At 33.4% G+C, this 25,648-nt stretch carries 26 protein-coding genes; 10 read left to right on the top strand and 16 right to left on the bottom strand.

Annotation, left to right across the window (positions count from 1 at the left end; translation table 11 throughout):
• Window positions 1-14: 14 nt before the first annotated feature.
• The 6 genes from BM238_RS11210 to BM238_RS11185 all read right to left on the bottom strand — a co-directional run bounded on the left by BM238_RS11210 (window position 15) and on the right by BM238_RS11185 (window position 6,053).
• Complete coding sequence (locus tag BM238_RS11210; protein ID WP_090080907.1) at window positions 15-1,664, bottom strand: DNA repair protein RecN; 1,650 nt, start codon at window positions 1,662-1,664, stop codon at window positions 15-17.
• Window positions 1,665-1,709: 45 nt separating this feature from the next.
• Window positions 1,710-2,615, bottom strand: coding sequence for a type IX secretion system protein PorD (gene porD, locus BM238_RS11205; protein WP_090080904.1), 906 nt, complete (start codon window positions 2,613-2,615; stop codon window positions 1,710-1,712).
• Window positions 2,616-2,652: 37 nt separating this feature from the next.
• Window positions 2,653-3,852 carry a bifunctional phosphopantothenoylcysteine decarboxylase/phosphopantothenate--cysteine ligase CoaBC gene (coaBC, locus tag BM238_RS11200; RefSeq protein ID WP_090080885.1) on the bottom strand — a complete coding sequence of 400 codons (1,200 nt, stop codon included), beginning with the start codon at window positions 3,850-3,852 and terminating at the stop codon, window positions 2,653-2,655.
• A 112-nt stretch (window positions 3,853-3,964) separates the two neighbouring features.
• Window positions 3,965-4,288, bottom strand: a complete 324-nt coding sequence (locus BM238_RS11195; RefSeq protein ID WP_090080882.1) for a DNA-directed RNA polymerase subunit omega — start codon at window positions 4,286-4,288, stop codon at window positions 3,965-3,967.
• A 41-nt stretch (window positions 4,289-4,329) separates the two neighbouring features.
• A complete protein-coding gene (locus BM238_RS11190) occupies window positions 4,330-5,325 on the bottom strand; it encodes an outer membrane protein assembly factor BamD (protein WP_090080880.1) in 996 nt (331 codons plus the stop codon).
• A 101-nt stretch (window positions 5,326-5,426) separates the two neighbouring features.
• Window positions 5,427-6,053: a TetR/AcrR family transcriptional regulator gene (locus BM238_RS11185; RefSeq protein ID WP_090080877.1), complete on the bottom strand. Its 627-nt coding sequence runs from the start codon at window positions 6,051-6,053 to the stop codon at window positions 5,427-5,429.
• Between the two features lie 79 nt (window positions 6,054-6,132).
• On the opposite strand from BM238_RS11185, the gene BM238_RS11180 reads away from it, so the two are divergent.
• The 4 genes from BM238_RS11180 to BM238_RS11165 are packed head-to-tail and all read left to right on the top strand — an operon-like array spanning window position 6,133 to window position 8,511.
• The gene (locus BM238_RS11180) at window positions 6,133-6,759 is read left to right on the top strand and encodes a TatD family hydrolase (protein ID WP_090080873.1); all 627 of its coding nucleotides are present in this window, start codon (window positions 6,133-6,135) and stop codon (window positions 6,757-6,759) included.
• Between the two features lie 5 nt (window positions 6,760-6,764).
• A complete protein-coding gene (locus BM238_RS11175; protein WP_090080870.1) occupies window positions 6,765-7,493 on the top strand; it encodes a tRNA threonylcarbamoyladenosine dehydratase in 729 nt (242 codons plus the stop codon).
• Window positions 7,490-7,864, top strand: a complete 375-nt coding sequence (gene rnpA / locus BM238_RS11170) for a ribonuclease P protein component (protein ID WP_394333978.1) — start codon at window positions 7,490-7,492, stop codon at window positions 7,862-7,864. The genes BM238_RS11175 and rnpA overlap by 4 nt, the downstream gene beginning before the upstream one ends.
• A gap of 38 nt (window positions 7,865-7,902) precedes the next feature.
• The gene (locus BM238_RS11165; protein ID WP_090080868.1) at window positions 7,903-8,511 is read left to right on the top strand and encodes a DUF4126 domain-containing protein; all 609 of its coding nucleotides are present in this window, start codon (window positions 7,903-7,905) and stop codon (window positions 8,509-8,511) included.
• On the opposite strand, the gene BM238_RS11160 is transcribed toward BM238_RS11165, so the two are convergent.
• The 10 genes from BM238_RS11160 to BM238_RS11115 all read right to left on the bottom strand — a co-directional run bounded on the left by BM238_RS11160 (window position 8,512) and on the right by BM238_RS11115 (window position 20,611).
• Complete coding sequence (locus tag BM238_RS11160) at window positions 8,512-10,191, bottom strand: hypothetical protein (protein WP_090080865.1); 1,680 nt, start codon at window positions 10,189-10,191, stop codon at window positions 8,512-8,514.
• Window positions 10,191-10,745: an LptE family protein gene (locus BM238_RS11155; protein WP_090080861.1), complete on the bottom strand. Its 555-nt coding sequence runs from the start codon at window positions 10,743-10,745 to the stop codon at window positions 10,191-10,193. The genes BM238_RS11160 and BM238_RS11155 overlap by 1 nt, the downstream gene beginning before the upstream one ends.
• Window positions 10,742-12,025: a sigma-54 interaction domain-containing protein gene (locus BM238_RS11150; RefSeq protein ID WP_090080858.1), complete on the bottom strand. Its 1,284-nt coding sequence runs from the start codon at window positions 12,023-12,025 to the stop codon at window positions 10,742-10,744. Before BM238_RS11150 ends, BM238_RS11155 begins: the two co-directional genes overlap by 4 nt.
• Window positions 12,026-12,064: 39 nt before the next feature.
• A complete protein-coding gene (locus BM238_RS11145) occupies window positions 12,065-13,270 on the bottom strand; it encodes a PDDEXK nuclease domain-containing protein (RefSeq protein ID WP_090080855.1) in 1,206 nt (401 codons plus the stop codon).
• A gap of 269 nt (window positions 13,271-13,539) precedes the next feature.
• Window positions 13,540-14,973: a tRNA (N6-isopentenyl adenosine(37)-C2)-methylthiotransferase MiaB gene (miaB, locus tag BM238_RS11140; RefSeq protein ID WP_090080853.1), complete on the bottom strand. Its 1,434-nt coding sequence runs from the start codon at window positions 14,971-14,973 to the stop codon at window positions 13,540-13,542.
• Between the two features lie 92 nt (window positions 14,974-15,065).
• Window positions 15,066-15,815 (bottom strand): energy transducer TonB, encoded by a 750-nt coding sequence (locus BM238_RS11135; RefSeq protein WP_090080850.1) that lies wholly within the window; start codon window positions 15,813-15,815, stop codon window positions 15,066-15,068.
• A 42-nt stretch (window positions 15,816-15,857) separates the two neighbouring features.
• Complete coding sequence (locus BM238_RS11130; protein ID WP_090080848.1) at window positions 15,858-16,283, bottom strand: energy transducer TonB; 426 nt, start codon at window positions 16,281-16,283, stop codon at window positions 15,858-15,860.
• Window positions 16,284-16,319: 36 nt separating this feature from the next.
• Window positions 16,320-17,519: a diaminopimelate decarboxylase gene (gene lysA, locus BM238_RS11125; protein WP_090080846.1), complete on the bottom strand. Its 1,200-nt coding sequence runs from the start codon at window positions 17,517-17,519 to the stop codon at window positions 16,320-16,322.
• A 275-nt stretch (window positions 17,520-17,794) separates the two neighbouring features.
• On the bottom strand, window positions 17,795-19,009 hold the full coding sequence (locus BM238_RS11120) for a 3'-5' exonuclease (protein ID WP_090080844.1): 1,215 nt from the start codon (window positions 19,007-19,009) through the stop codon (window positions 17,795-17,797).
• A 66-nt stretch (window positions 19,010-19,075) separates the two neighbouring features.
• Window positions 19,076-20,611 (bottom strand): helicase HerA-like domain-containing protein, encoded by a 1,536-nt coding sequence (locus BM238_RS11115; RefSeq protein WP_090080842.1) that lies wholly within the window; start codon window positions 20,609-20,611, stop codon window positions 19,076-19,078.
• Between the two features lie 122 nt (window positions 20,612-20,733).
• Here BM238_RS11115 and BM238_RS11110 point away from each other — a divergent pair, with 122 nt between their 5' ends.
• From BM238_RS11110 to BM238_RS11085, 6 genes are all read left to right on the top strand, one after another.
• Entirely contained in the window at window positions 20,734-21,093 is a 360-nt protein-coding gene (locus BM238_RS11110) for a hypothetical protein (RefSeq protein WP_143093382.1), read from the top strand.
• 63 nt (window positions 21,094-21,156) lie between these two features.
• A complete protein-coding gene (locus tag BM238_RS11105; protein WP_090080837.1) occupies window positions 21,157-23,184 on the top strand; it encodes a TonB-dependent receptor domain-containing protein in 2,028 nt (675 codons plus the stop codon).
• 48 nt (window positions 23,185-23,232) lie between these two features.
• The gene (locus BM238_RS11100; RefSeq protein WP_090080835.1) at window positions 23,233-23,676 is read left to right on the top strand and encodes a hypothetical protein; all 444 of its coding nucleotides are present in this window, start codon (window positions 23,233-23,235) and stop codon (window positions 23,674-23,676) included.
• Window positions 23,677-23,711: 35 nt separating this feature from the next.
• The gene (locus tag BM238_RS11095) at window positions 23,712-25,121 is read left to right on the top strand and encodes an MBL fold metallo-hydrolase (protein ID WP_090080833.1); all 1,410 of its coding nucleotides are present in this window, start codon (window positions 23,712-23,714) and stop codon (window positions 25,119-25,121) included.
• Window positions 25,122-25,127: 6 nt separating this feature from the next.
• The gene (locus BM238_RS11090; protein ID WP_090080830.1) at window positions 25,128-25,442 is read left to right on the top strand and encodes a rhodanese-like domain-containing protein; all 315 of its coding nucleotides are present in this window, start codon (window positions 25,128-25,130) and stop codon (window positions 25,440-25,442) included.
• Window positions 25,443-25,446: 4 nt separating this feature from the next.
• Entirely contained in the window at window positions 25,447-25,641 is a 195-nt protein-coding gene (locus tag BM238_RS11085; RefSeq protein WP_090080828.1) for a hypothetical protein, read from the top strand.
• Window positions 25,642-25,648 lie beyond the last annotated feature (7 nt).

Raw genomic sequence — 25,648 nt, 5'->3', positions numbered from 1 at the left:
AAGAATGTTACATTTTAACCAATTAATTCTTTCGCCTGCAAAACTGCCGCTTCCGTGATCTTACTGCCAGAAAGCAGTTGCGCGATTTCCTGAAGTTTTTCTGCTTCGTTTAAAGGAATAATATTCGATTGGGTTTTCCCGGAAATATCTTGTTTTACTACTTTGTAATTGTTATTTCCTTTTGCTGCAACCTGCGCCAAATGTGTAATGACAATTAATTGCAGATCCTTCGCCATTTCCTGCATCACATTTCCCATTTCTTCAGCGATTTTTCCAGAAACGCCAGTGTCAATTTCATCTAAAATCAAACTTGGCAATTCGGAATTTTCTGCCATTATTTTTTTGATAGAAAGCATTACGCGACTTCTTTCTCCACCGGAAATTGCGTCCTGAATTGGCTTTAAAGGAAAACCAGAATTCGCCTGGAATAAAATCTGGATATTTTCTTTACCAAAAGTTGACAATTTTCCTGATTCTTTTAAATCTACTTCAATTTTAGCTTTTTCTAAACCTAATTGTTTGATAATTGCTTCAATTTTTTTAGTAAATACAGGAATAATTTTTCGTCTGTTTTCGCTTAAAATTTTTACAGATTTTTCAAGATTTTTTCTTGAACTTTCAAGACTTTTTTCCGTCTTGTCAATCTCATTTTCCAAATCTAAAAACTGAGATTGATTCTCTGAAATTTCATTTCTTATGTTAATTAATTCTACCACAGAATTGACATTGTGTTTTAGAAATAAAGAATTTATTTTATTTGTTTTAAGATTTAATTCTTGTAAAAGTTCGCCATTAATGTCAATGTTCTCGGCTTCATTTTCCAGTTCTAAAAGTAGATCTTTCAGTTCCAGCCAAACTTCTTCTAATCTTTGTTGTGGATTTTCAAAATGATTAGAAAGTTGTGCGATTTTATTTAATTTAATACGAGCATCGTTAAGTTGAGAAAAAATTCCTAAATTTTCTTCACCAAAATTCTGAATTATTTGCGCTAAATTTTCAGAAATTTGTTCCGCATTTTCTTGCGTGCTTAACTGATTTTGGAGTTCATCAAAATCCAGAGTATCCAAATCTGAATCTAGCAATTCATTAAGCAAAAAATCTTTGTAATCTGCTTCTTTATTACCTTCAGAAAGTTGCGTTTTAAGTTTTTCTAAATGATTTTTTAACTTTAAATATTCTGAAAATTCCCTTTGATAATTGGGAAGTAAATTTTTGTTTTCAGAAAGTCCGTCGATTATTTTAAACTGATAATCTTCATTAAAAATATTGGAAGTTTCAAACTGAGAATGAATATCGATCAACCTTTGAGAAAGATTTTTTAAAACTTCAAGCGTCACAGGAACGTCATTTATAAAAGCACGGGATTTCCCGGTTGGTAGAATTTCCCGACGAATTATCGTATGGGAATCGTAATCTAAATCTTGACTATCAAAATAATTTTTGAAGTTATCATTCAATTTAAATTCTGCTTCTACGATACTTTTCGAGTCAGAATTTGAAATGGATTTTACATCCGCTCTTTCGCCTAAAATTAAACGTAACGCACCAAGAATAATAGATTTTCCTGCACCGGTTTCACCTGTGATTACTTGTAAACCTTCGTGCAAATTAATTTCAAGATGGTCTATTAAGGCAAAATTTTTAATGAAAATTCTAGTAAGCATTTATTTAAGTCGTAGATTTATGATTTTAGAAATTAGTTGGAAATCTTATTTCCAAACATTCCATTTGCTTTCAATGTCTTTCGGATCGAAAGTTGACATCAGCGTTTTAAGTTCATTCATATTCACAGAACCGTTGTTTGTGGTATTGAAAATATTAAATATTTCATCTTTTTTACTGTCAATAAACAGATTAAAAGGATAATTTAATTGAAAATTATTCTCATAAGTTTTCAACTGCATCAATGAATTTGCGATGTTTTGCTTGGCTGCGCTCTGATCCTGTTTGCTTAGATTATCCATCCCGGAACGGTGGTAAACGTAGTACGTATTTCTTAAAACATTACTGTTTTCATTTAAAAGGCCTTCTATCAAACCAGCTCTTGTCTTCGGACCTTCAACAATTGACCAACCTGCAAACGATTGATTTTGCGAATTTTGTGATATTTTTTGTGCTTTTTGAAAATAATCTTCGCCACCTTTTAATTTAAAACTGTCGCCGTCATAACCCAAAACCATATAAGCATAATAACTGATAACATCAATTAAATTTTTACCTGAAAACTGTCTTTCATTGAAAATTAAATTTTCATTTTCTGTGTAAGTAAAAGAAAAATTAGTGTCATTCAGATTTAAAAGCGGACTTTCATAAGTGGAATCAAACGTTGGACGAACTGCCTGCACAACGATACTTCCTTTAAAAGAATTATTTGCCGGTCGCTCTGAAACAATAATTGAAAAATTACATTTTATTTTTTCAAAATTCTGAAGTTTTTTCCCCGTCCAGCTCGTATTATTAATAAAATCACGCAAGCTTTTTTCTAAAGTTTTAAAAACCTGCGTATTACTACCACCAATTTGGCTGTAATTGACCTGTACATTTGCCAATAATTCCTGCGCAGAAAAGGAATTTGAAAGAAAAATTAAAAGGAAAAATATGAGAAATTTTTTCATTTATTTATTTAAATTTTAAAACGGAAATATAATTAAATTATTTCAAAATTTTAGATTCCACGAAGTCTAAAATATCCTTTGCAACCGCTTTTTTTGATTTTAAAGTAAAATCTAAAATTTCACTTTTTGTAATTATTTTTATTTGATTAGTATCTTTTTTAAAACCAGCACCTTCATCCTGAAGTGAGTTTAAAACGATCGCATCTAAATTTTTCTTTGTTAATTTTTCTTTTGCGTTTTCTTCCTCATTATTCGTTTCCAATGCAAAACCAACCAAAAACTGATGCGATTTTTTTTCACCCATCGTTTTTAAAATATCCGGATTTTTCACCAGTTCTAAAAACATAGAATTATCCGATTTTTTAATTTTTTGCGCAGCAATTTCTTTTGGTGCATAATCCGCTACGGCTGCGCTCGCAATCGCGATATCAACCGTTTCATAAAATTCAAAAACCTTTGTAAACATTTCTTTGGAAGAAGTCACACGAATCAAAGTAATATTTTCATTTTCAATATTTAAAGCTGACGGACCCGAAATCAGGATCACTTTTGCGCCGCGTTTTGCCGCTTCTTCCGCCAAAGAAAACCCCATTTTTCCGGATGAATGATTACCTATAAATCTCACTGGATCAATTGCTTCATAAGTTGGTCCTGCTGTAATTAAAACTGTTTTTCCAGCTAAAGTTTCTTTAATGTCAAAAAAAGAATTTATGGTTTCTAAAATAGTTTCATTTTCCGCCAATCTTCCCTGTCCTTCAAGTCCGCTTGCCAATTCACCAAATTCTGCCGGAATTATGAAATGTCCGAAATCTTCTGCTTTTTCTAAATTTTGTAGCGTTGATGGATGTTTATACATATCCAGATCCATTGCCGGTGCGATAAAAACGGGTGATTTTGCAGACATATAAACTGCAAGCAACAAATTATCACAGGCGCCATTTACCATTTTAGATAAAGTGTTCGCTGTGCAAGGCGCCATTAATATGATATCAGCCCAAAGTGCTAACTCTACGTGATTATTCCATTCACCATTTTGTGAATAAAATTCAGAATAAACCGGTTTTTTTGATAAAGTGGAAAGGGTCAGTTTTGAGACGAAATTTTCTGCCGAAGGTGATAAAATTACCTGAACTTCTGCACCTGCTTTTATGAAATCACGAACCAGGTAATTCATTTTGTAAGCGGCGATTCCGCCGGAAATACCGAGTAATATTTTCTTACCTTGAAGTGACGTCATATTTTAAAACTATTTTACGAAATTACTTAAATTTAAATAAAACAATTCTTTAAAAAAACAAAAATCACAAAAGAAAAACTTTTGTGATTTTGATATTGTTGTGGAGAAAAACTTATTGTTTATCGTCCGTTTTTCTGAAATAAATTTCATCATCCAACCACTCTTTAATAGCGATAGATGTAGGTTTAGCTAATTTTTCGTAATGCTTTGAAATTTCGATCTGCTCACGGTTTTCAAATACTTCTTCTAAAGTTGCATTGTGAACCGCAAATTCGTCTAATTTACCATGAAGTTCTGCACGGATCTCTGCATTTACCTGCTCTGCTCTTTTACCCATAATAACGATCGCTTCGTAGATAGAACCTACTTTTTTCTCGATTTTATCTTTGTCGTACGTTACTGTACTTAGCTCGGCTTTAGAATCTTTTATGCTCATTTTGAGGTATTTATTTTATTTGAAGTGCGCAAAGATACAACTTATCTTCTAATTTTAAAAGTAGCAGCTGGCGGTGGTGTTACTAATTTCGCACTATCTCTTAAAGTTTGGTTTGCCTTGTTTTCAGCTCTCACCTGGTCTTTTGCCTGAGCTTTCTGCGTTTCGTCAGCAGTAACTTTTTCAAGAGCTATTTTTTGTTTTTGAGAAAGTTCTGCTTTCCGGGCATCAACTTCGATTTTTACTTTGTTAAATTTCACTTTTTCAGCTTCCAGATTTTGTCTGTATTTTACTGCTGTTGAAGAATATTCACTGTTTGGTAAATCTTTTTCAACAGTATAAGTGTAAGACAATGCGTTATCAATTCTGTCTGATTTTAAATCATAAACAGAATTCATCGCCAGTTCGTATCTTGATTTTAAAATAAAATCTACAATTTTCGGACGCAATTTCGTGGCTGGGAAATCATTTAAAACATTTTCAAAAGTTACGTTTGCCGCTTTATAATCTGCCATTTTATAATACTGACGTGCATTTTCGTAAGCTTTGAATTCTAATTTGTAAGACAATTCATCAATTAACTGAGAAATGTTTTTAGAACGCTCAGAATTTGGATAGCCATTTAAGAATTCCTGTAATTGATTGATTGCTGATTCTGTACTTTTTTGATCTAAATTATATTGCATAGAACCTTGATAATAGCACAAAGCGGACATATAAGCTGCCTCTTCTTTACGGCTGTCATCAACAAAATTTAAGGAGAAATTTTTAAATTGCTGACCTGCAAGGATGTAATTTTCATCGTAATAATTCGCATATGCAGAGTTGAAAACGACATTTGGCGCATCATCAGTTCCGGCTACTAATTTCGGTAAACGGTCATAAAGCGCAAGCGCATCTTTCCATTTTTTATTAGCGAAATTCTCATTTGCTACTTTTAAAATAAAATCTTTGTCTGCACTTTTCATCGCCTGATCCTGTTGTCTGTTACAAGAACTTACCACAAAAAACGCTAAAACTATGATGATGTATTTTTTCATAAGGTATATTTCAGCGCATATTTTTCTTCACTGAACTTTTCGATTTGCAAAAATAGAATTTTTTTCCCAATCCCTTTATATTTAAGATATTTTAACTATTTTTATTGTAAGGTATAACCTAAAAGCGCAAAAATACTGGTCAAAAGATTTTCCTGCACTTTTTTTTCAGCCGCTAATAAGTAATTTTCATCACCTTCCCGCACATACAATTCGTAAAAATTTTTATTTCTGATAACAAACAAAGTTGAGCCTAAAATTAAGGTAAGAATGTCCTCAGATTTCGGAATATTTGTAAAAGCACCACTCACCAAACCCTTCTTCACAACATCATCAATTTTATTCGCACAGATCTGATAAAAAGCCAAAAGATCATCCTTTAAATGTTCTGTGTGCCTTAATTCCTGCGTTACAAAACCATGAAAATAATTATATTTAAATAACTGATGAATTAAGAACTTTATAATTTCCTTCATCTGCATTTCCGGGCGGCCTTCTTTAATGGTTTCAGAAAATTCTGAAAAACCTTCTTTGGTGCGCTGAACGCGGTATTGATAAAGATAAGACATCATTTTTTCCTTCGAGCCAAAATAGTAGGAGATCATTGCCACATTGATCTGCGCCTTAGTCGAAATATCGCGTACGGAGGTTCCTTCAAAACCCTTTTTTGCAATTAATTCTTCCGCAACATCCAGAATATGAATTTGTTTATCAGTAAATTTTTTCTTCATCTAAAACTATTTTCTAATCTTTAAATTTACAAAAAATAAACACGTGTTTAAATGGTTTTAGTTTTTTTATCTTTGAATAATGGGACATTTTAATTTTCACCATCATTTTCTGGCAAAAACCGGGATTTATAATTTAAATTTTAAAGAGAATATTCCTGATTCTATTTTTTCCGCTGGCATTCACCCAAAAGATATTTTACCGGATTTTAAATCTCAGCTTTTGTGGTTAAAGAAGATTGCCGAAAATAAAAACTGCGTCGCCATAGGTGAATGCGGCTTGGATAGTTTGGTTGAAATAAATTTAGATTTACAAAAAGAAGCTTTTTTAAAGCAGATTTATTTGGCTAATGAATTACAAAAACCGGTGATCATTCATTGCGTTAGACAGTTTCAGGAAGTTTTACGTATGAAACAATTTGCAGATATTCCCATGGTATTTCACGGTTTTAATAAAAAATCAACGCTTGGAAATCAACTTTCAGAAAAAGGTTTTTATTTTAGTTTTGGAAGATCGCTGCTTCAAAACGTAGATTTGCAATTATTTTTTAAATATGTTCCTTTAGAAAAATTCTTTTTAGAAACTGATGCAGCAGAAATTGACATTGATATAATTTATCAAAAAGCAGCAGAAATAAAAGATTTAAAAATTGAAGATTTAAATGAAATAATTGACAAAAATTTACAGACAATTGGTATTAATATTTAGATTTTATGGATAAAAACTGGCTTGAGCGCACCGAACTTTTAATCAATAAAAAAGGCATTGAAAATTTAAAAAATGCCAATGTTTTAGTAGTCGGTTTAGGCGGCGTCGGTTCTTTTGCTGCAGAATTTTTAGCACGTTCAGGAATTGGTGTTTTATCAATCGTAGATGGCGATACGGTTGATTTAACAAACATAAACCGCCAACTTCCGGCTCTTCATTCGACGCTTGGTTTGGATAAAGCTGATGTGATGGAATCGCGGTTGCTGGATATTAATCCTGAAATAAAAATCAAAAAAATTAACAATTTTCTGAATCCGGAAGAAATGTCGGATTTAATTGAAAATCAAAACTTTGATTACATCGTAGATTGCATCGACAGTTTAAGCCCGAAAATTGAATTACTGAAATTAGCAAAACGAAACAGGATAAAAGTGGTGAGTTCCATGGGCGCTGGTGGAAAGCTTGATCCAAGTAAAATTTTGGTACGTGATATCAGTAAAACTAACCATTGTTTTTTGGCAAAACAAGTGAGAAAACGTTTGAAAAAAGAAAAAATTGACAAAGGAATTCGCTGTGTTTTTTCTACGGAAATTCAGGAAGAAGAAAGTTTACATTTAACCGATGGCAAAAATTATAAAAAGTCGTTTTATGGCACCATCAGCTATATTCCCGCACTTTTCGGCCTGTTTGCTGCGTCAGAAGTCATTAATTATTTAATAGAAAAAGAAAATTGATTTTGAAAGAATTTGGCTATTCAAAGGAAGAAAAATTAAAGCAAAAGAAAGAAATTTCCCTTCTATTTGAAAAAGGAAAATGGCAAACCTGTGGTAATTTGAGAATTATTTTTTTAAAAGAAAATTTGGCCGAAAATTTACAGTTTGGCGTTTCTGTTTCTAAAAGATTTTATAAAAAAGCAGTCGACAGAAACCGGATAAAAAGACTTTTGCGGGAAGCATTTCGTTTAAATAAAACTGAATTTAAAGATACATTTGGCGATAATTCTTCGGCTATGTTATTTTATATTTCCCCTGTAAAACCAAAACATTTTGAGGAAATTGAATCCAACTTTCTAAAACTATGTGAATTAAAAAAGAAGAAAGTATAGTTGTTTTGTTGTAAATTTATTTTTCTAAACAATGAAAAATGACCGAACATTTTACTTTTTTGCCCTATTTAATGAGTGCTTTTATCGGTATCGGTTTGGCTGCAGCAAGTGGTTTCCGAGTTTTTTTGCCGATGTTTGCCGTTAGTTTAGCGCTTCATTTTGGATGGATTTCCACTGGTGAAAATTTTCAATGGCTTTCCGGTTTACCTGCGTTGATCACAACTGGCATAGCGACGGTTGTAGAAATTATTGCATATTATATTCCCTTTATTGATCATCTTTTAGACACTATTTCTATCCCGTTAGCGACTATTGCGGGTTCTATAATGTTTGCAAGTCAATTCGCTGATTTGGGCGCTTTTCCACATTGGGGTTTGGCGATTATTGCGGGTGGCGGAACTGCAGCCGCAATAAGTTCTGGTTTTGCCGGAACACGCGCTGCTTCTACGGCTACAACGGCAGGTTTGGGAAATTCCGTCGTTGCAACAACTGAAACTTTCGGCGCAGGTTTGATGTCTTATTTGGCATTGGCACTTCCGGTGATTGCCTTTGTGATCGCTGTTTTAATAATTTTTGCAGTCTTCTATTTCGGGAAAAAGCTTTGGCGCAAATTCCGGACTAAAAATAATAAGCTTACTGTAAACTAATTACTTTTGATTTTTCAATGATTTTATATTCTGAATTTTTTCTCTAAATCTATCAGCTTTTGCAGGATCTTTTTCAATTAAGAGTTCGAAAGCTTTTTGAGCTTTGGTGTAAAGTTTTTGATCCAGATATAAATTTGCTAAAGTTTCTGTCATTAAATGCGAAATATTATCGCCTCTTTCTTTTACAACAAACGAATTTTCATCTTTTAACTTTGAAATTCTAGGTTCTCTTTCAATAAAATTTTCGATTGCTTTTAGTTTGCTATCTTCTTTTAAAACAGGAGGTTCAGGTTTTAATTTAAGCCAGTTTTGCCACGTATTAAAAAAAACAGGCACATTACTTTCTTCGATTACAGCGCTAATTTCTTTTGGCTCTTCTACAATATTTTCAGGTGTTGATTCAAAAACTTTTGAATTTGCCAAATCTTCAACATCTGAGTGAGATTCTTCTGAATAGTTCTGTTCAATTTCTTCCGGTAATTCTGATTTATCACTTTTTAGAATTTCATTATTTCTAAAAGTGCTTTTTTTCGAAGAAAGATCAAGCGGTTTCCATTCAGGTTTAGGCTGTTCAGCTGAAATTTGTTTGTCAGAAATATCAGGAGAATCTTCATTTTTAGCTAAAATTTCTGGTGATTCATCATGCGAAATTCCCGTGAAATTTAAATCATTATTTATTGAATAATCGTCTATTTCCGTTTTTTTGGACGGTTCTTTTTTCATTTTGGCTTCAACCTCAGCAATTAATTTTTGCATTTCTGCTTCATGTTTGCTGATTTTATTTTCTGGCCTTAAATAGGGCGTCACCTCTTTTTTAATTTCAATTTTTATATTTGGTAAAAACTCAGTTTCTCCATGAAAACTCAATTCAGAACCACTTTCCACAATTTCTTCTTCAGATTTTATTTGATCTTCATTAATGATTGTTTCAGCGGTAAATTTTGCTGTTGAATCTGACAAATCGTTCTTATTATTATCCGTATTTTCTTTTGAATTTTCCTTGGTAAAATTATTTTTTTCGTCAATCTCCTGAAAACTATTTTCTATACTAATTAAATTTTCAGGTAAAGACTCTGTGTTTTCCTCAGCTAATCTATTTAATGGTTCAGAATCAATTGGTATTGAAAGAATTTCTATCTTTTCACTTTTAAACTCTCCAGAACTTCCATCTTTAGAAAAAGTAACAATTTCCCCTGATTCTTGAGTGGCTTCAAGATCGATAACCTCAGTTTCTTCATTTAAAAAGTTTTCTTCTCCTTCAAATAAAATTCTGTTAAGTTCACCATCGATAAAAACCTGTTTTGGGAAATCAACCTGCTCTATTTCAATTTCCTGATATTTTGACTTAGATGTCTCGTTTAGCTTTTCAACTTTTGAAACGGGAGAAATTTCCTCTGTAATCGTCTTATTTTTAACTTCTTCACTAATTGCAACCTTTTCTTTTTTAATTTCTTTCTGATGAATCAGTTGGTATAAAATCTTTTTATCTGTCGTAAAAGCTGCAGTTTGAGATAATTTACCTGTATAATTTTGATCCTGAAAACGATGCGTTGCAAGAAGCTGAACCGCGCGAAAGCTCTGTATGAAAGGATATTTTGAAATTTCTTTTTCTAAAATTTCAATATCATCCACGTTTAACAGTTCTGTGTTTTTTACAATTTCTAAAATTCTGTTATTCATTACCAATTGGCTACAATGTCGTTAAAAATTTTATTGATAATTCTCTCATTCACAAGCTTTACCTGTGTAGTTTCTATCTGATTAATATCCAGATCACTGCTAAAAACGGCTTCATCGGAATATTGACGGTCAAAACTTTTTGTCTCTTCATCTTTCACATGATTTTCATAGTGAACCTGAACAGTTATTGTAAGCTTATTTTGTGCCGCCTGTAAAATCCCACCCGGCGCATCCACGGAAGTAGAGATTGTGGTTGGCGAAATACTGTAATTGGTGATAGAACCTTCAATTAAAATATCAGGACTGGTCTTTGTTCCCTTTAAAGTTGTTCTCTGTAAAAATCTGTTTTGCAGATCAATAGAAAACTGCTGCGATAAATTTGGATTGACCAAAGGCGCATTATTAGGAAAAGTATTGATCTGAACTGTTTTCGTTTCAGGACTTAAAGAAGAACCTGTGAATGAATAACAACTTTGAAGTAACAAGTAAAAAGGCAAAAGGCAAAAGATTTTCAGCCTGCTTTTTCCTGCATTTTTTAAATTTTTAATTATCATTCTTCTAAATTATACTGTTTTATTTTTCTGTACAAAGTTCGCTGTGAAATTCCAAGTTCATTTGCTGCTTTATTTCGTCTTCCTTTGTGTTTTTCTAAAGCTTTTACAATCAGTTCGCGTTCATTATTTTGCAAAGAAAGTGAATCTGTTTTTGGTTCTTCAATTTCGATATCTTCCACTTCGTGATAATCTTCATCATCTTCCTGCACACTTTGTTTTTTAAAATTTTGATTATTATTTTCAAAATAAAGCAAAGAATTAGAGCTTTGTGACGGCGCTTCCGAGGTATAAATTCTATTAATTAAGTTTTTTTCATGGTTGCTAAAATCTGTTTGGTCTTTATTTTTAATGAGTTCCGAAGTTAAAGATTTTAAATCATTTAAATCTGATCGCATATCAAACAAGATCTTATACATAATATCCCTCTCATTATTAAACTCAGAAGAGGAAGAAGCGTTTCCCGAATTATTTTTTTGAATTACCGCCGGAAGTTGATTTTGAACAGGAATATATTCTGCTAATTTAACGGCGTTTATTTCTCTATTTTGTTCTACAACAGTTACTTGTTCCACTAAATTTCTCAGTTGACGAATATTTCCCGGAAATGGATAATTTTCAAGATAATTGACTGCGTCGTCTGTCAATTTTAATTCCGGCATTCTGTATTTTTCCGCAAAATCAATAGCGAATTTTCTAAAAAGTAGATGAATATCGCCTTTTCTTTCGCGCAAAGCAGGCATGTCAATTTGAACGGTATTTAAACGGTAATAAAGATCCTCACGAAAACGATTATTTTGAATCGCGCTCATCATATTCACGTTTGTTGCAGCAACAATTCTCACATTCGTTTTTTGAACCAATGAAGAACCTACTTTAAAAAATTCGCCACTTTCCAAAACTCTCAAAAGACGAACTTGCGTTTGCAAAGGCAATTCCCCAACCTCATCGAGAAAAATTGTTCCGCCATCTGCGACTTCGAAATAGCCTTTTCTGGTGGAAGTTGCACCCGTAAAAGCGCCTTTTTCATGACCAAAAAGTTCAGAATCAATCGTTCCTTCGGGAATTGCACCACAATTTACGACGATGTAAGGTTGGTGTTTTCTGCGAGATTCTCCATGAATAATTTTTGGAATAAATTCTTTTCCAACGCCAGATTCTCCCATTACTAAAACAGAAATATCTGTGGGCGCAACTTGCACGGCTTTTTCTAAGGCACGATTGAGCGCAGGAAAATTCCCGATTATGCCGAAACGCGTTTTTATGGATTGTAAATCTGTCATTTTTTTAATTTGTATAATGTAAAAAGTACAATGTAATTTTTAAATATTTTCCTCCAGTAATTTTTTAAAATCCTCTTTTGAAGGAAGAATTGTTAAATATTTACTGGCGAAAATCTGTTCGTTATCTTCCGGTAAAGTATATTTTACCAAAGATTCATTTTTGTCCTGACAAAGAATAATACCGACGGTTTTATTCTCTTCATTTAATTTTACTTCTCTGTCGTAATAATTGACATACATCTGCATTTGACCAATGTCTTGATGTTTTAGTTCACCGATTTTTAAATCAATTAATACAAAACTTTTCAAAATTCTATTGTAAAAAACCAGATCTACACGAAAATGTTTTTCATCAAAACTAATTCTTTGCTGGCGGGAAACGAAGGTAAAACCTGTTCCCAATTCAAGTAAAAAGTGTTCTAATTTATCTATTAAAATCTGTTCTAAATCGCTTTCGGAATAATTAGAATTTTCCTGCAAACCTAAAAACTCTAAAATATAAGGGTCTTTTATAGCATCTTTTGCAGTTTCAATGATTTGTCCTTTTTCTGCTAATTGTAAAATTTCTTCCGGGCTTTTACTTAAAGTTAATCTGTTGTAAAGTGCAGAGTCATATTGTCTTTGCAATTCCCGTAAACTCCAGTTGTTTTTGAAACTTTCTATTTCGTAGAAATTTCTTTCGTTGATGTCTTTTATCCGCATTAATTTTAAATAATGGGACCAACTTAAAGTGAAAGTTTTTTGAGATTTAGTCATCGACGTTGACGAATTTTCTAATTCGGCAGATACTGTCTGTCCTTTTTCAGGTTTCCTAAACGCTGTCTCTGAAATGTCATTTTCAGATTTCACAGACAATGTCTGTGAAATTCGTTTTTGCAAATTCTCAGAAAATGTCGCAAAAATGTTATCTTCCAATTGGACAGACGGTGTTTGGCTTATTTTGAATTGGACAGACGGTGTTTGTCCAATTGAATAAATCATATAAAACTGTCGAATCTGCTTTAAGTTTGAAATAGAAAAACCCTTTCCAAACCGCGCTGTCAAATGAACAGACAAATCTTTCAATACATTTTTTCCATATTCTGCACGGTTTTCCCCGTTTTGTTCGTCTTCAACGATCATTCTACCGATTTCAAAATAGGTGAGAACGATGGTTTGATTTACCGCAACAACCACTTTTTTCCGGGCATTTTCTAATAATGCGGAAATACTATTGATGAGTTGTGTGTTTTGTAAATCTTTCATTTTAAAAAACTAACTAAATTTCTGGCGAAAATTGCAGCCCGACTTGAGTGGAAATCCTTTTTGCTTGCGAAACATTTTCTATCGAAAAACGAATTTCGAAGCAAAAAGATTGATTCAAATTTTATATTTTTTTAATTTGTTTCATCGAAACTCGTTCCTCGTTTTGAGAACGGAAGGCGGAAATGTCTGCCATAAAAAAATAATAAGTTGATATTCGACAAAGTCAAATGTCTGCCCAAACTTTAGATTGCTTCGTTCCTCGCAATAACTTAAACCGTTTCCCCTAAAAGCGTTCCCTGCGTATTTCCGTGGACAAAAACGTCTACGAAATCACCTAATTTCTGACCTTCCAGCATATCAAAAACGCAAACGGCATTTTGAGAAATACGGCCTTTCCATTGGTTTTTATTTTTCTTGGAAATCCCTTCAATTAAAACCTGATGCACTTTCCCGGAATAACCTTCCATTCTTTTTCGGGATAATTCGCCTTGTAAAGCAATCACTTCGGCGAGTCTTCGCTGTTTTTCAAGTGCAGGAATATCATCTTCCATTTTTTTGTGAGCCGGCGTTCCGGGACGTTCTGAATAGGAAAACATATAACCGTAATCGAATTCTACTTCGCGCATCAAACTTAAAGTTTCCTGGTGATCCTCTTCAGTTTCCGTGCAAAAACCAACCATCATATCTTGTGAAAAAGAGACATCCGGAATAATTTCTTTCGCTCTTTTTATTAAATGTAAATATTGTTCGCGAGTGTGTTGACGGTTCATCAACTGAAGAATTCGGTCACTTCCACTTTGAACGGGAAGGTGAACGTAATTGCAAATATTATCGTGTTTTGCGATCGTGTGAAAAACGTCTTCCGACATATCGTGCGGATTGGAAGTGGAAAATCTAATACGTAAATTTGGAACTGCAAGTGCAACCATTCCAAGCAATTGCGCGAAATTAACGGCTGTTAATTGCTGCATTTCACTGGCTTTAAGGAAATCTTTTTTCGGACCTCCGCCAAACCATAAATAGGAATCTACATTCTGACCTAAAAGCGTTATCTCCTTATAACCATTTTCGGCCAAATTTTTACATTCTTCCAAAATAGAATGCGGATCACGACTTCTCTCGCGACCTCTGGTAAAAGGAACGACACAAAAAGTACACATATTATCGCAACCTCGTGTGATCGTTACAAATGAAGTCACGCCATTTCCGCCCAAACGAACGGGATTGATATCTGCGTAAGTTTCCTCTTTGGAAAGAATCACGTTTATCGCGTCTCTTCCGTCTTCAGTCTCCTTTAATAAATTCGGCAAATCTCTGTAAGCATCGGGACCGACGACCAGATCTACCAATTGTTCTTCTTCTAGAAACTTGGTTTTCAAGCGTTCTGCCATACAACCCAAAACGCCAACGGTGATGCTCGGTTTTTCCTTTTTTAAATTTTTGAATTGCGCTAAACGCATTCTCACGGTTTGCTCGGCTTTTTCTCGGATCGAACAGGTATTTAATAAAATTAAATCTGCCTCATTAACATCTAAAGTGGTGTTGTACCCTTGTTCATTTAAAATGGAAGCGACAATTTCTGAATCTGAGAAATTCATCTGACAACCGTAGCTTTCCAAAAATAATTTTTTAGAATTAGTTGGTTTTTCTGCAATTGCGTAGGCTTCGCCTTGTTTTGTTTCGTCTATATATTTTTCCTGCACTTTGTAAATTTTAGATTTTGAATTTTAGATTTTAAATGAAATTCAAGGTGCAAAGATAGAAAAATTAGGACAGAATGGCAGAAATTACGAGATTATTCTTGCGTGAAAATAAGTGGAACCGAAAATTTACTTTTTACCGGAATTTCATGAAAAGTTGCCGGAATCCATTTTTGGTTCATCCTTTGAAGTGTTCTAAAAACTTCTCTTTTAAAATCTTGATTTTCAATTTCCGGCTTTACGCTTGGCGAGACAATTTCACCGTTTGCATCAACATAAAAATCCAGATAAAATTTTCCTCTCACATTGTAATCAGAAAATAAACTTTTAAATGTATTTCGGATTTCTTTAGTTAAATTTTCTTGGCCGTCTTTAAAAACAGAACCTTTGAAATATCTTGATGGGTTATAATCTGATTGGTACTTTTCAAACAAATCATTAGGGAAAATCATTAAGTAAACCAAAGAAGAAAATTTTTGACCTTTTACTTCAGCAGGAAGCCATTTTTTACCCTTTAAATTAATTGCCAAAGTTTTAGACAAATCATAAGCGCATTGATTTTTAGCAATATTCAAAGTATCAAAATCTTTCACAAATTTTATATCGCCTTCTTTAGTTAAAAGTAAATTTAACCGGTATAATTCCTTTGGATCAGCACATTTTTTAAGTTTTTGATCAACAATTATTTGATGGAGATCGTTGTAAACTTTCGTAATTCCGCCTTCATAGAAATTCTGTCCGCGTGGATATTGATCTAAAATTTGAGCTTTAAAAATCAAAGGAAAAAAGAGTATCACCAAAATCCATTTTCTCATATTTATCTTCATAAAATCATTAATTTTCATAAAAAAACTTTGCAATTTCTTACAAAGTTTTTCTTGATTTTTTTATCTTGACAAAGCTCGATTATTTAAATTATCTGATGAGAAACGCGTTCGCTCATCTGTCGGCCTTACGTCCACATTGTAGTTCAAAGGAATTGTAACTTTCGTCGCAACATTTTTACCGTCTTTTGTTGCAGCGATCCAGTTTTTTCCTGTTCTTTCCAAAGCCCGAAATATTTCTACTTTGAATTCGTTATCCTCACTCTTTGGTTCTAAGACCTCACCTTTAATTTTACCATTTTCATCGATAACAAAACTAATATTTACATTTCCGTTAAAATTATATTGTTTCAGAACGCTTTCAAAATTACCTCTTAAATCCTTGGCCATTTTTTCATTTCCGCCTTCATAACTTACTGTTGTTTTATTTTCTTGTGCAAAAACAATTGTTAAAGCAAAAGAAAAAATAATTACAAATATCTTTTTCATTGTTTTTAATTTAATTCAAGTAAATCTACAATAATTCTATAAAACCTCTATCTGATTTCTCAGCAAATCCTCAAACTCATCTCTTCTTCTAATTAAATGCGCTTTTCCGTCTAGCCAAAGAACTTCCGCCGGTTTTAGGCGTGAATTAAAATTTGAACTCATTTCAAATCCATAAGCGCCTGCATTTCGAAAAACCAAAACATCACCTTCGCGTACTTCATTTAATTTTCTGTCCCAGGCAAAAGTATCGGTTTCACAGATATTTCCTACGACAGTATAAATTCTTTCCGCACCTTTTGGATTTGATAAGTTTTCGATTTTATGGTAAGAATCGTAAAACATGGGACGAATTAAATGATTGAAACCAGAATTTATTCCGACAAATGTTGTTGCAGTTGTTGGTTTAATGACATTTGAATTCACAATAAAATGACCACTTTCACTTACCAAAAACTTACCCGGTTCAAACCAAAGTTCGAGATTTCTGCCAGATTCTTTTTCGAAATCAGACAATACTTTTTCTACTTTTTTACCTAAAGATTTCACGTCCGTTTCCAGATCGCCGTCTTGATAAGGCACTTTAAAACCACTTCCCATGTCTAAATATTTTAAATATGGAAAATGTTCTGATATTTCAAATAAAATTTCTAAACCCTGCACGAAAACATCAACATCTTTTATTTCACTTCCCGTGTGCATATGAAGGCCGTTCACGCAAAGGTTTGTAGATTTCATTACACGTTCGATATGACGAAGTTGATGAATGGAAATCCCAAATTTAGAATCAATATGTCCGGTTGAGATTTTATAATTTCCACCCGCAAAAATGTGCGGATTAATACGAACAAAAATTGGATAAGAATTGCCATATTTTGTCCCAAATTGCTCCAAAATGGAAATATTATCAATATTCACATGAACTTTTAGCGCGACAGCTTCTTCAATTTCAGAAAAATCTACGCAGTTTGGAGTGAATAAAATACGATCTACAGTAAAACCGGCTCTCAAACCTAATTTCACTTCATTTATAGAAACGCAATCTAAGGACGCGCCTAAACTTTTTATATATTTTAAAATATTAATGTTCGTTAAAGACTTTGCAGCATAGAAAAAACGGGTGTTTTTCGTAAAAGAATCCGTCAGTTTTTGATACTGAGTTTTGATGGATTCTGCTTCGTAAACGTAGGTTGGCGTTCCAAATTCCTGTGCGATTTTTAGTAAATTTTTATCGGTCATTTTTATATTTTTTTAAATAAAAAGGCAGATTCTTCGAAAAGAGTCTGCCGCGGATTAATATTTTATGCATACAACTCATTAGACATTCCAAACCTTAGAGAACTTTACAGCTCCCTTTTTACCGATTTTATTTTGTTTAATAATTTGCATTGCTTGTTTTAAATTTTCGGCAAAATTAGAATTTATCTGTAAATCTCGCAATTTTTGTATTGAATTTAATTGCTGAATTGTTTCTTTTTTGTTAAAGGATTTTGTAAATCTTTAAAGATTTTCGGTTATTTCGGAATTGAAATTATTTCAAAATAGTTTTTTAGAAGTGCTAATTTCAAATAATTCTCTAACAATTTTGGTTCAAAAGAAATATCAATTTTTAATTTCTTTATCATTTCCCACGATTTTATTTGATGGTATAATTCGTAAAAACCAAAACCGCTTAAAATTCCGTTTTCAATTATGATAAAAGATTTTTCGCCTAAAGTTCTGCCTTCAGAAATCCAAAGTTCATTTCTGTCTTCTAAATTAATTATAGAATTAAAAGTTTCAAAATCACTAAATTCTTCCGCGTATTTTAACACTTTTGAAGACTGAGAAAATGTTTTTAATTTTACTAAAGGTTTTATCTTTTTTACGGAGGTCAACCTCTTTATGCTAAATTTTTCATTAATAAAAAACAAACCAAAAAGCGCACGTTCATCTTTCGTGATTTTTTTATTAAGCATCATAATTCTCGCAAGAACTTCGTTTCCAACCAATTCGTAATTTATTTGCTCTGTTAATTGCTGAATATGATACCATTTTTTGGCTTTGGAATTTAGAACGTTTTTAGAAATTCTGTATAAGTCTGTAACGAAATCCAGATAAAGCAATTTTCCATTTTCGTCTTGAAAATACACCAAACCTTTTTTTGAAGGCAGATTTTCCGTCAATTTTCTTATCTTATTTAAAAACGTTTTTGATCGCGCTTCTTCCTGTTGTTTCTGGATAATTTCTGCGGATTGGTCTTTTAGCATTAATAATTTAAACAAGTCTAAAGTGGCTCTCGCATCGCCGCCTGCGCGGTGTTTTTCCGTTAAAGGAATGCCGATTGATTTGCAAAGTTTGCTTAAAGAATAACTTTTTTCGTCAGGAATTAATTTACGTGCCAATGGAATTGTATCGATTGTTTCGCGCTCAAATTCAAAACCTAAGGCTCCAAATGACTGGCGCAACATTCTGTAATCAAAATCAACATTATGACCAACAACGGTCGTATTTTCAGTGATTTCTACAATTCTCTTTGCAATTTCAAAGAATTTCGGCGCCGTTCGCACCATGTTGGGAGTAATTCCTGTGAGTTTTTGAACGAAAGGCGTAATCTCACTTAGAGGATTTACCATCGAAATAAACTGATCTAAAATCTGATGTCCATCGAATTTATAAATGGCGATCTCGGTAATCTGTTCTTCCCGAAAAGCTGCGCCATTGCTCTCTATGTCTATAATTGAATACATTAATATCTTTAAAAAAACCTGAAAATGTTAGAATCTAATTCAGGTAAACTATTTTTTGTTTAAATTTTATCTTCTTTTTCCTGTCAACATTCCCAAAACAAATTTTGCGCCTTCTCTTGCTAAAGTTGACATAAAATTTTGACCTGCGCGACTTCCAATAACTTCCTGAAAAACGCTTGGTTGCTCTTTTGGTACCGCAGTTTTTGAAATTTTTGCTTTAACTTCGGGCGCAGCGGCCTGCACAGCTTGTTCCATTCTTGTCGTGAGCATTTCGTACGCAGAATCTTTGTTCACAGATTGCTCATATTTTTGAACTAAAGCAGATTTACCAGTCAATTCTGAAACTTCTGCGTCAGATAAAATATCCATTCTGCTTTCCGGCGAAATTAAATAAGTCTGAACCAAAGGTGTTGGAATTCCTTTTTCATCTAATGCCGTTATAAATGCTTCACCAATTCCTAAATTTTGAATTAATTGTCCTGCATCATAATATTCCGTAATTGGATAATTTTCTACCGCTTTATTAATTTCTTTTCTATCGTTTGCCGTAAAACCACGCAAAGCATGCTGGATTTTCATTCCTAATTGGCTTAAAACATTTTCAGGAACATCGCCCGGAACTTGTGTTATAAAATAAATTCCCACGCCTTTTGAGCGAATTAATTTTACCATATTTTCAATTTGCGCCAATAAAGTTTTTGAGGCTTCATTAAAAATTAAATGCGCTTCATCAATAAATAAAACAAATTTTGGTTTCCCGGAATCGCCTTCTTCTGGAAAAGTCATGTAAATTTCTGCAAATAATGACAACATAAAAGTTGAAAAAAGTTGTGGCTGACTTTGAATATTTTGAACCCTTAAAATATTGACAACGCCTTTTCCGTCGCGGGTTTGAAGTAGATCGTGGACATCAAAACTTGGTTCACCAAAAAATTTGGTCGCGCCCTGCTGTTCCAAAGAAACGATTGACCGTAAAATTGCACCCAAAGAAGCCGGTGAAATTGCACCATAATTCGCTTTTAAATCTGCTTTTCCACCGTCGTCATCTGTAAGGTATTGCAGTAATTTTTTTAAATCCTCTAAATCTATTAAAGGTAAACCTTTATCGTCAGAATATTTAAAAACGATTGACATAATGCTGCTTTGCGTGTCATTTAAGTCCAAAATTTTACTTAAAAGCAACGGCCCAAATTCCGTCACGGTTGCGCGAAGTTTCACACCTTTTTCCCCGGAAATCGTCATTAATTCTACCGGAAAACTTTGCGCCTGATAATTTAAACCTGTTTTTGAATATCTATCTTTAATAATGGCGTTGTCCGTTCCAGCTTCTGCAATCCCGGAAAAATCACCTTTTACGTCCAAAACCAAACTTGGAATTCCTTTATGAGAAAGTTGTTCAGCGAAAACCTGCAACGTTTTTGTTTTTCCCGTTCCAGTTGCGCCGGCGATCAAACCGTGTCTGTTAATGGTTTTTAAAGGAATATTGACATCAACTTCCTGCACCACTTCGCCGTTAAACATTCCTTTTCCTAAAGTGATAAATTCACCTTTTGATGTATATTTTGCCTGAAGTTCCGAGATGAATTTTCCTTTGTCTGCCATTTTGTGAGTTTTAAAAGTTTAAATTTAAACAAAATTCAAATAAATCCCCGATTAATTTGATTTATGAGTAAAGTCATTTTATGTGCGGTGATTTTCTAATTAACTTTGGCGAAGTGAAAATTTTGATTTCATATCTGTTGACGCTTATGATTACTTTAGCAAGTTTTCAAAGTTTGTTTTTTGTGATAGATTATAATATTAATCAGGATTATTACGAAGCGCTTTGCGTAAATAAAGATAAACCCGAAATGCTTTGCAACGGAAAATGTGAAATGCGAAAAGAAGCAAATCAATCAAATTCTAATCAAAAAACTTTTAAAACTGGTTTTGATTTCACTTTAACTTTTCAAAAGGTAGAACGTTTCGTCTTTAAAACACAAAGTCTGTTTCAAGAAAAAAACCGGGCTTTTTCCCACTGGAATGCAGATCTGCAAACTGGCTATTTAACTTTAAAACCTTACCCGCCCCAAACATTTATTTAAATAAAACTGACCTTTTCTGAGATTCAGAGAAATAATTACGTCCAATTTTAAATAAATAAAAAAATGAAATTAAACTTTAAAGGTTTAACCTATATTTCGGTGTGCTTTGGTTTTTCTTTGCCACAAATTTTAAACGCGCAAACCGCAAAAGACAGTCTTTCAAAAGACATCGAAGTCGTAAAAATCACAAGACAATTCTTAAACAATAAAAAAAATTTAGAAACCAATAATTCTGATTTAATAAACCACGATGCGGGGAAATTTTTAGAAGTTTTACCGGAATTTTCAGGAATTAAAAAAGCTGGAAATTACGCAACTGATCCTGTTTTACGAGGTTTTAAATATGAGCAACTTAATATCATTATTGACGGCGTTGCAAGCGCTATAAATGCCTGTCCAAGTAGAATGGATCCTGCAACGAGCCAGGTTCCGATGAATATTGTGAAAGAAGCGGAAATTTATAAAGGTCCTTATCATTTTCGGCAAGGTGCGTCTTTTGGCGGAACGATTAATTTCGTCACAATCCAGCCAACTTTTACGGATTCGCTTTCACTTAAAGGAAGATTAACAACGGGTTACGAAAGCAACGGCAACGTTTTAAGAGACGAACTTTTCACCAGTCTTTCTTCAAAAAAAATCGTTTGGGATTTGTATGGTTCGTACCAAAAAGGTGATGATTATAAAGATGGAAACGGCAATAAAGTACCATCGTCTTTTCTGCGTTACAATTTAGGCACAAAAGCGAGTTATAGATGGAACGAAAATAATGTCACGACTTTTCATTTAAATACAAACCAAGCGCGAAACGTAGAATTTGCAGCGCTTTCAATGGATTTATTGTATGATAAAACCTGGATGTTGCAAGCGCGACACACCGTAAAAATTGATAATTCTATCGTAAAAAATCTGGATTTCAATTCGTACGCTTCGTTTGTAAAACATTCTATGGGAACGCCGGATAAAAGTATGATTTCAAACGTCGGAACCAATACTTATGGCGAAAGAGGTGAAGCAAAACTGGCTTGGGGAAATAATGTATTTTATTCTGGTTTAGATTTTAAACACGAGGAAGCAAAAAATATCAGTTCAAAAATGTCAATGATGATGATGGGCGGAATGATGATGCCGATGATTCAGGACGGAACGAGTTGGCAAAATTCTTATGACAATCAAATTGGCTGGTTTAATGAATTTAACCACGATTTTGGAAATGGAAAATTGACCGCTTCTTACCGGTTAGATTACAATCAGGCCGATGCAAAAGATTTGTCTAAATTATTTCAAACTTTGTACGGAACAGCGAATACCAATCAAATTAACAACAGTTTGAGTCTGGCTTATTCCCAGGAATTAAATGCGAAAAATAAATTGTCTCTATTAATTGGTCGTGCGCAACGAAGCGGAAGTTTAACCGAGCGATTTATAAACCGATATCCTGGTGGAATTGACGCTTATGAATTGGTCGGAAATCCTAATTTAAAAGCAGAAACGAACAATCAAACCGATTTAATTTACACTTTTAAAACAGAAAAACTATTTTTCCAGGCCGATGTTTTTTATTCCTATTTGCAAAATTCTATTTCCGGTAAAATTATTCCTTTAAAACCTTTAAATATGATGTCGCCAGGAACGCGACAACTTCAAAATCTCGGTGACGCGTACAAAACAGGATTTGAAAGCCGTATAAACTGGAATTTTTTACCGAAATTAACTTCAGAAATGGCAATCGCTTACACTTACGCGGAAGAAATTTCAACTAAAAATCCTTTGCCGGAAATTGCGCCTTTAGATTTAAGATGGAAGATTCAGTACGACATTGCGCCTTTTGTTTTTGCTGCAAAATATAGATTTGTAAATACTCAAAACCGCATTAACCCTGAGTTTGGCGAATTTAAAACACCGGATTTTTCACTTATGGATGTTTCGGCGAAAATGGATATTTTTAAAAATGCTCAAATTAATTTTGAGGTAAATAATGTTTTTAACCGCGCTTATGCAGAATATCTCAACAGAACATTGTCATTAGATAAAATGCAGAGGATTTTAAATCCGGGAAGAAATTTTGTCGTTAATTTCTCTTATCAGTTTTAAAAAAAACACGTTTAAAATTTCCGTATTTTTGTACATCAAAATATTAAAATGAATAAAAAAGAAGTTTTAGAAAGCATCATAAAAGAGCAGCAATCTGTTATTGAAAACCTTCAGGAATCTGTAGACCGTTACAAAACAGCATCTGATCTTGAGGAAAACAGCGCGTCTGATCCGGATGAACTTTCCCATCAAACTGAAGCGAAAGATATGCAGTTGAGATTTGAACAGTTGCATTCTGAAGCAAAAAATAACTTAAATCTTTTAGAGTCAGAAAAAGAAAATAGTTATGAAGAGATTGAAAATGGAAGTTTGATAGAAACAGAAAACTTCTTTTTCTTTGTCGGAATCTCTGTGCCTTCATTTGATCTCAATGGTAAACAAGTCATTTCTGTTTCAGAAGAAGCGCCAATTTTTAAAGAAATGCAAGGTAAAAAAGCAGGCGATGAATTTAAAATGGGTGACACCGATTATAAGATTTTAGATATTAAATAATAGTTTTTTATTAAACTGTTGAATTAATTTTAAAAATGACAATAGAACAAATTTACACTGGATGTCTCGCGCAAGGTGCTTATTATATAGTTTCTGAAAATGAAGCCGCAATTGTAGATCCTTTACGGGAAATTCAACCCTATTTAGATAGACTGAAAAAAGACAAGGTGACTTTAAAATATATTTTTGAAACGCATTTCCATGCTGACTTCGTTTCCGGTCACGTTGATCTGGCAAAAGCAACTGGCGCACAAATCGTTTATGGGCCAACTGCAAAACCTGATTTTGAAGTAATTGTGGCAGAAGACGAACAGATTTTTAACATTGGAAAAATTAAAATAAAAGTGCTTCATACGCCGGGTCACACCTTGGAAAGTTGCACTTATTTAGTGATTGATGAAAAAGGAAAAGAATCGGCTATTTTTTCAGGCGATACTTTATTTTTAGGTGATGTTGGACGTCCAGATTTAGCGCAGAAAATTGGAAGTATGACTTCTGAAGATCTGGCGGGAATGCTTTATGATAGTTTGGAAACCAAGATAAAACCTTTAGCTGACGACATTATCGTTTATCCTGCTCATGGTGCAGGCTCGGCGTGTGGAAAAAACATGCAGAAGGAAACTGTGGATACTTTAGGAAATCAAAAAAGAACCAATTATGCTTTAAATCAACCCAATAAAGAAAGTTTTATTGCGGAAGTTTTAGACGGTTTATCTGCGCCACCGAAATATTTCGGTATGAATGTCGCAATGAACAAAGGCGGTTATGAAAGTTTTGAAAGCGTCATGAAAAAAGGTAAAAATCCAATTTCTGTTGAAGATTTTGAATTGGTTGCAGAAGAAACCGGCGCTTTGATTTTAGATACAAGAACTGCGGAAGATTTTTCAAAAGGATTTGTTCCAAACGCCATTATTATTGGTATTAAAGGTGATTTTGCGCCGTGGGTTGGTTCAATGATCGTTGATGTAAAGCAACCAATTTTATTAATTTCTGATGAAAATTCTGAAGAAGAAGTGATTACAAGATTATCAAGAGTTGGTTTTGATAATGTGATCGGCTATTTAAAAGGCGGTTTTGAAGCCTGGAAAAATTCAGGGAAAGAAACAGACGAAGTGAATAGAATTTCTGCTGAAGATTTTCACGAAAAATTTAATGAAAATTCAAAAGTAATTGATGTCAGAAAACCGGGTGAATATCAAGCGTCACACGTTGCGGAAGCATTCAGCAGACCGCTTGCTGAGATCAGCGACTGGATCAATAACGTAGACAAAGACGAGCATTTTTTTATCCATTGCGCGGGCGGCTACAGAAGTATGATCGCGGCGAGTATTTTGCAATCTCACGGCATTCGAAATTTTTCAGAAATTGAAGGCGGTTTCGGTAAAATAGTGGAGACTTCAATTCCGCAAAGTGATTTTGTTTGCCAGTCAAAAACTCTAAACTAAAAAACTATGTTAGACTTTTTTGAAAATCTTTTTGGCAATAATAAAGTCATCTTTTCGGATTTAATGAAAAGCGGCGCGCAAATTATTGATGTTCGTACAGAAGCCGAATTTAGTGGTGGACATATAAAGAACTCTACAAATATTCCGCTTCAGAATTTATCTCAAAATTTGAATAAACTAAATAAAAGCAAAACAATTATCACTTGTTGTGCAAGCGGCATGCGAAGTGCTTCTGCAAAATCGATACTTGAGAAAAACGGTTTTATGGATGTTCATAATGGCGGTGGCTGGAAAAGTTTGGAACAGAAAATATTTCAATAAAAAGATGAAAAAATATTTAATTTCTTGGGATCTGCGCCGGATCGTTTACTTTGTTGGCGGTTTATTTTTCATTCTTTTAGCCGTGAAAGATCAGGTTTGGTGGATGGGTTTAATCGGTTTATATTACGCCGGAATGGCAGTTTTCAAACTCGGTTGCGCTTCGGGAAACTGTGCGATTCCATTATCTGCAAAGAAATAATTGTTTC

The organism is Halpernia frigidisoli, assembly GCF_900113805.1.
Taxonomy (GTDB): domain Bacteria; phylum Bacteroidota; class Bacteroidia; order Flavobacteriales; family Weeksellaceae; genus Halpernia; species Halpernia frigidisoli.
Note: the sequence above shows the minus strand (reverse complement) of the source record. Positions and strands in the feature narration are given on the sequence as shown.

Coding starts and splice junctions, on each gene's coding strand:
- BM238_RS11085 (WP_090080828.1), top strand. CDS start 25,447: ATGAAAAAATATTTAATTTCTTGGGATCTGCGCCGGATCGTTTACTTT.
- BM238_RS11115 (WP_090080842.1), bottom strand. CDS start 20,611: ATGGCAGACAAAGGAAAATTCATCTCGGAACTTCAGGCAAAATATACA.
- BM238_RS11185 (WP_090080877.1), bottom strand. CDS start 6,053: ATGAAGAAAAAATTTACTGATAAACAAATTCATATTCTGGATGTTGCG.
- BM238_RS11095 (WP_090080833.1), top strand. CDS start 23,712: ATGACAATAGAACAAATTTACACTGGATGTCTCGCGCAAGGTGCTTAT.
- BM238_RS11100 (WP_090080835.1), top strand. CDS start 23,233: ATGAATAAAAAAGAAGTTTTAGAAAGCATCATAAAAGAGCAGCAATCT.
- BM238_RS11155 (WP_090080861.1), bottom strand. CDS start 10,745: ATGATAATTAAAAATTTAAAAAATGCAGGAAAAAGCAGGCTGAAAATC.
- BM238_RS11150 (WP_090080858.1), bottom strand. CDS start 12,025: ATGACAGATTTACAATCCATAAAAACGCGTTTCGGCATAATCGGGAAT.
- BM238_RS11105 (WP_090080837.1), top strand. CDS start 21,157: ATGAAATTAAACTTTAAAGGTTTAACCTATATTTCGGTGTGCTTTGGT.
- BM238_RS11135 (WP_090080850.1), bottom strand. CDS start 15,815: ATGAAAATTAATGATTTTATGAAGATAAATATGAGAAAATGGATTTTG.
- BM238_RS11195 (WP_090080882.1), bottom strand. CDS start 4,288: ATGAGCATAAAAGATTCTAAAGCCGAGCTAAGTACAGTAACGTACGAC.
- BM238_RS11160 (WP_090080865.1), bottom strand. CDS start 10,191: ATGAATAACAGAATTTTAGAAATTGTAAAAAACACAGAACTGTTAAAC.
- porD (WP_090080904.1), bottom strand. CDS start 2,615: ATGAAAAAATTTCTCATATTTTTCCTTTTAATTTTTCTTTCAAATTCC.
- BM238_RS11165 (WP_090080868.1), top strand. CDS start 7,903: ATGACCGAACATTTTACTTTTTTGCCCTATTTAATGAGTGCTTTTATC.
- BM238_RS11120 (WP_090080844.1), bottom strand. CDS start 19,009: ATGTATTCAATTATAGACATAGAGAGCAATGGCGCAGCTTTTCGGGAA.
- BM238_RS11210 (WP_090080907.1), bottom strand. CDS start 1,664: ATGCTTACTAGAATTTTCATTAAAAATTTTGCCTTAATAGACCATCTT.
- coaBC (WP_090080885.1), bottom strand. CDS start 3,852: ATGACGTCACTTCAAGGTAAGAAAATATTACTCGGTATTTCCGGCGGA.
- BM238_RS11175 (WP_090080870.1), top strand. CDS start 6,765: ATGGATAAAAACTGGCTTGAGCGCACCGAACTTTTAATCAATAAAAAA.
- BM238_RS11130 (WP_090080848.1), bottom strand. CDS start 16,283: ATGAAAAAGATATTTGTAATTATTTTTTCTTTTGCTTTAACAATTGTT.
- lysA (WP_090080846.1), bottom strand. CDS start 17,519: ATGACCGATAAAAATTTACTAAAAATCGCACAGGAATTTGGAACGCCA.
- BM238_RS11090 (WP_090080830.1), top strand. CDS start 25,128: ATGTTAGACTTTTTTGAAAATCTTTTTGGCAATAATAAAGTCATCTTT.
- BM238_RS11180 (WP_090080873.1), top strand. CDS start 6,133: ATGGGACATTTTAATTTTCACCATCATTTTCTGGCAAAAACCGGGATT.
- BM238_RS11145 (WP_090080855.1), bottom strand. CDS start 13,270: ATGAAAGATTTACAAAACACACAACTCATCAATAGTATTTCCGCATTA.
- BM238_RS11190 (WP_090080880.1), bottom strand. CDS start 5,325: ATGAAAAAATACATCATCATAGTTTTAGCGTTTTTTGTGGTAAGTTCT.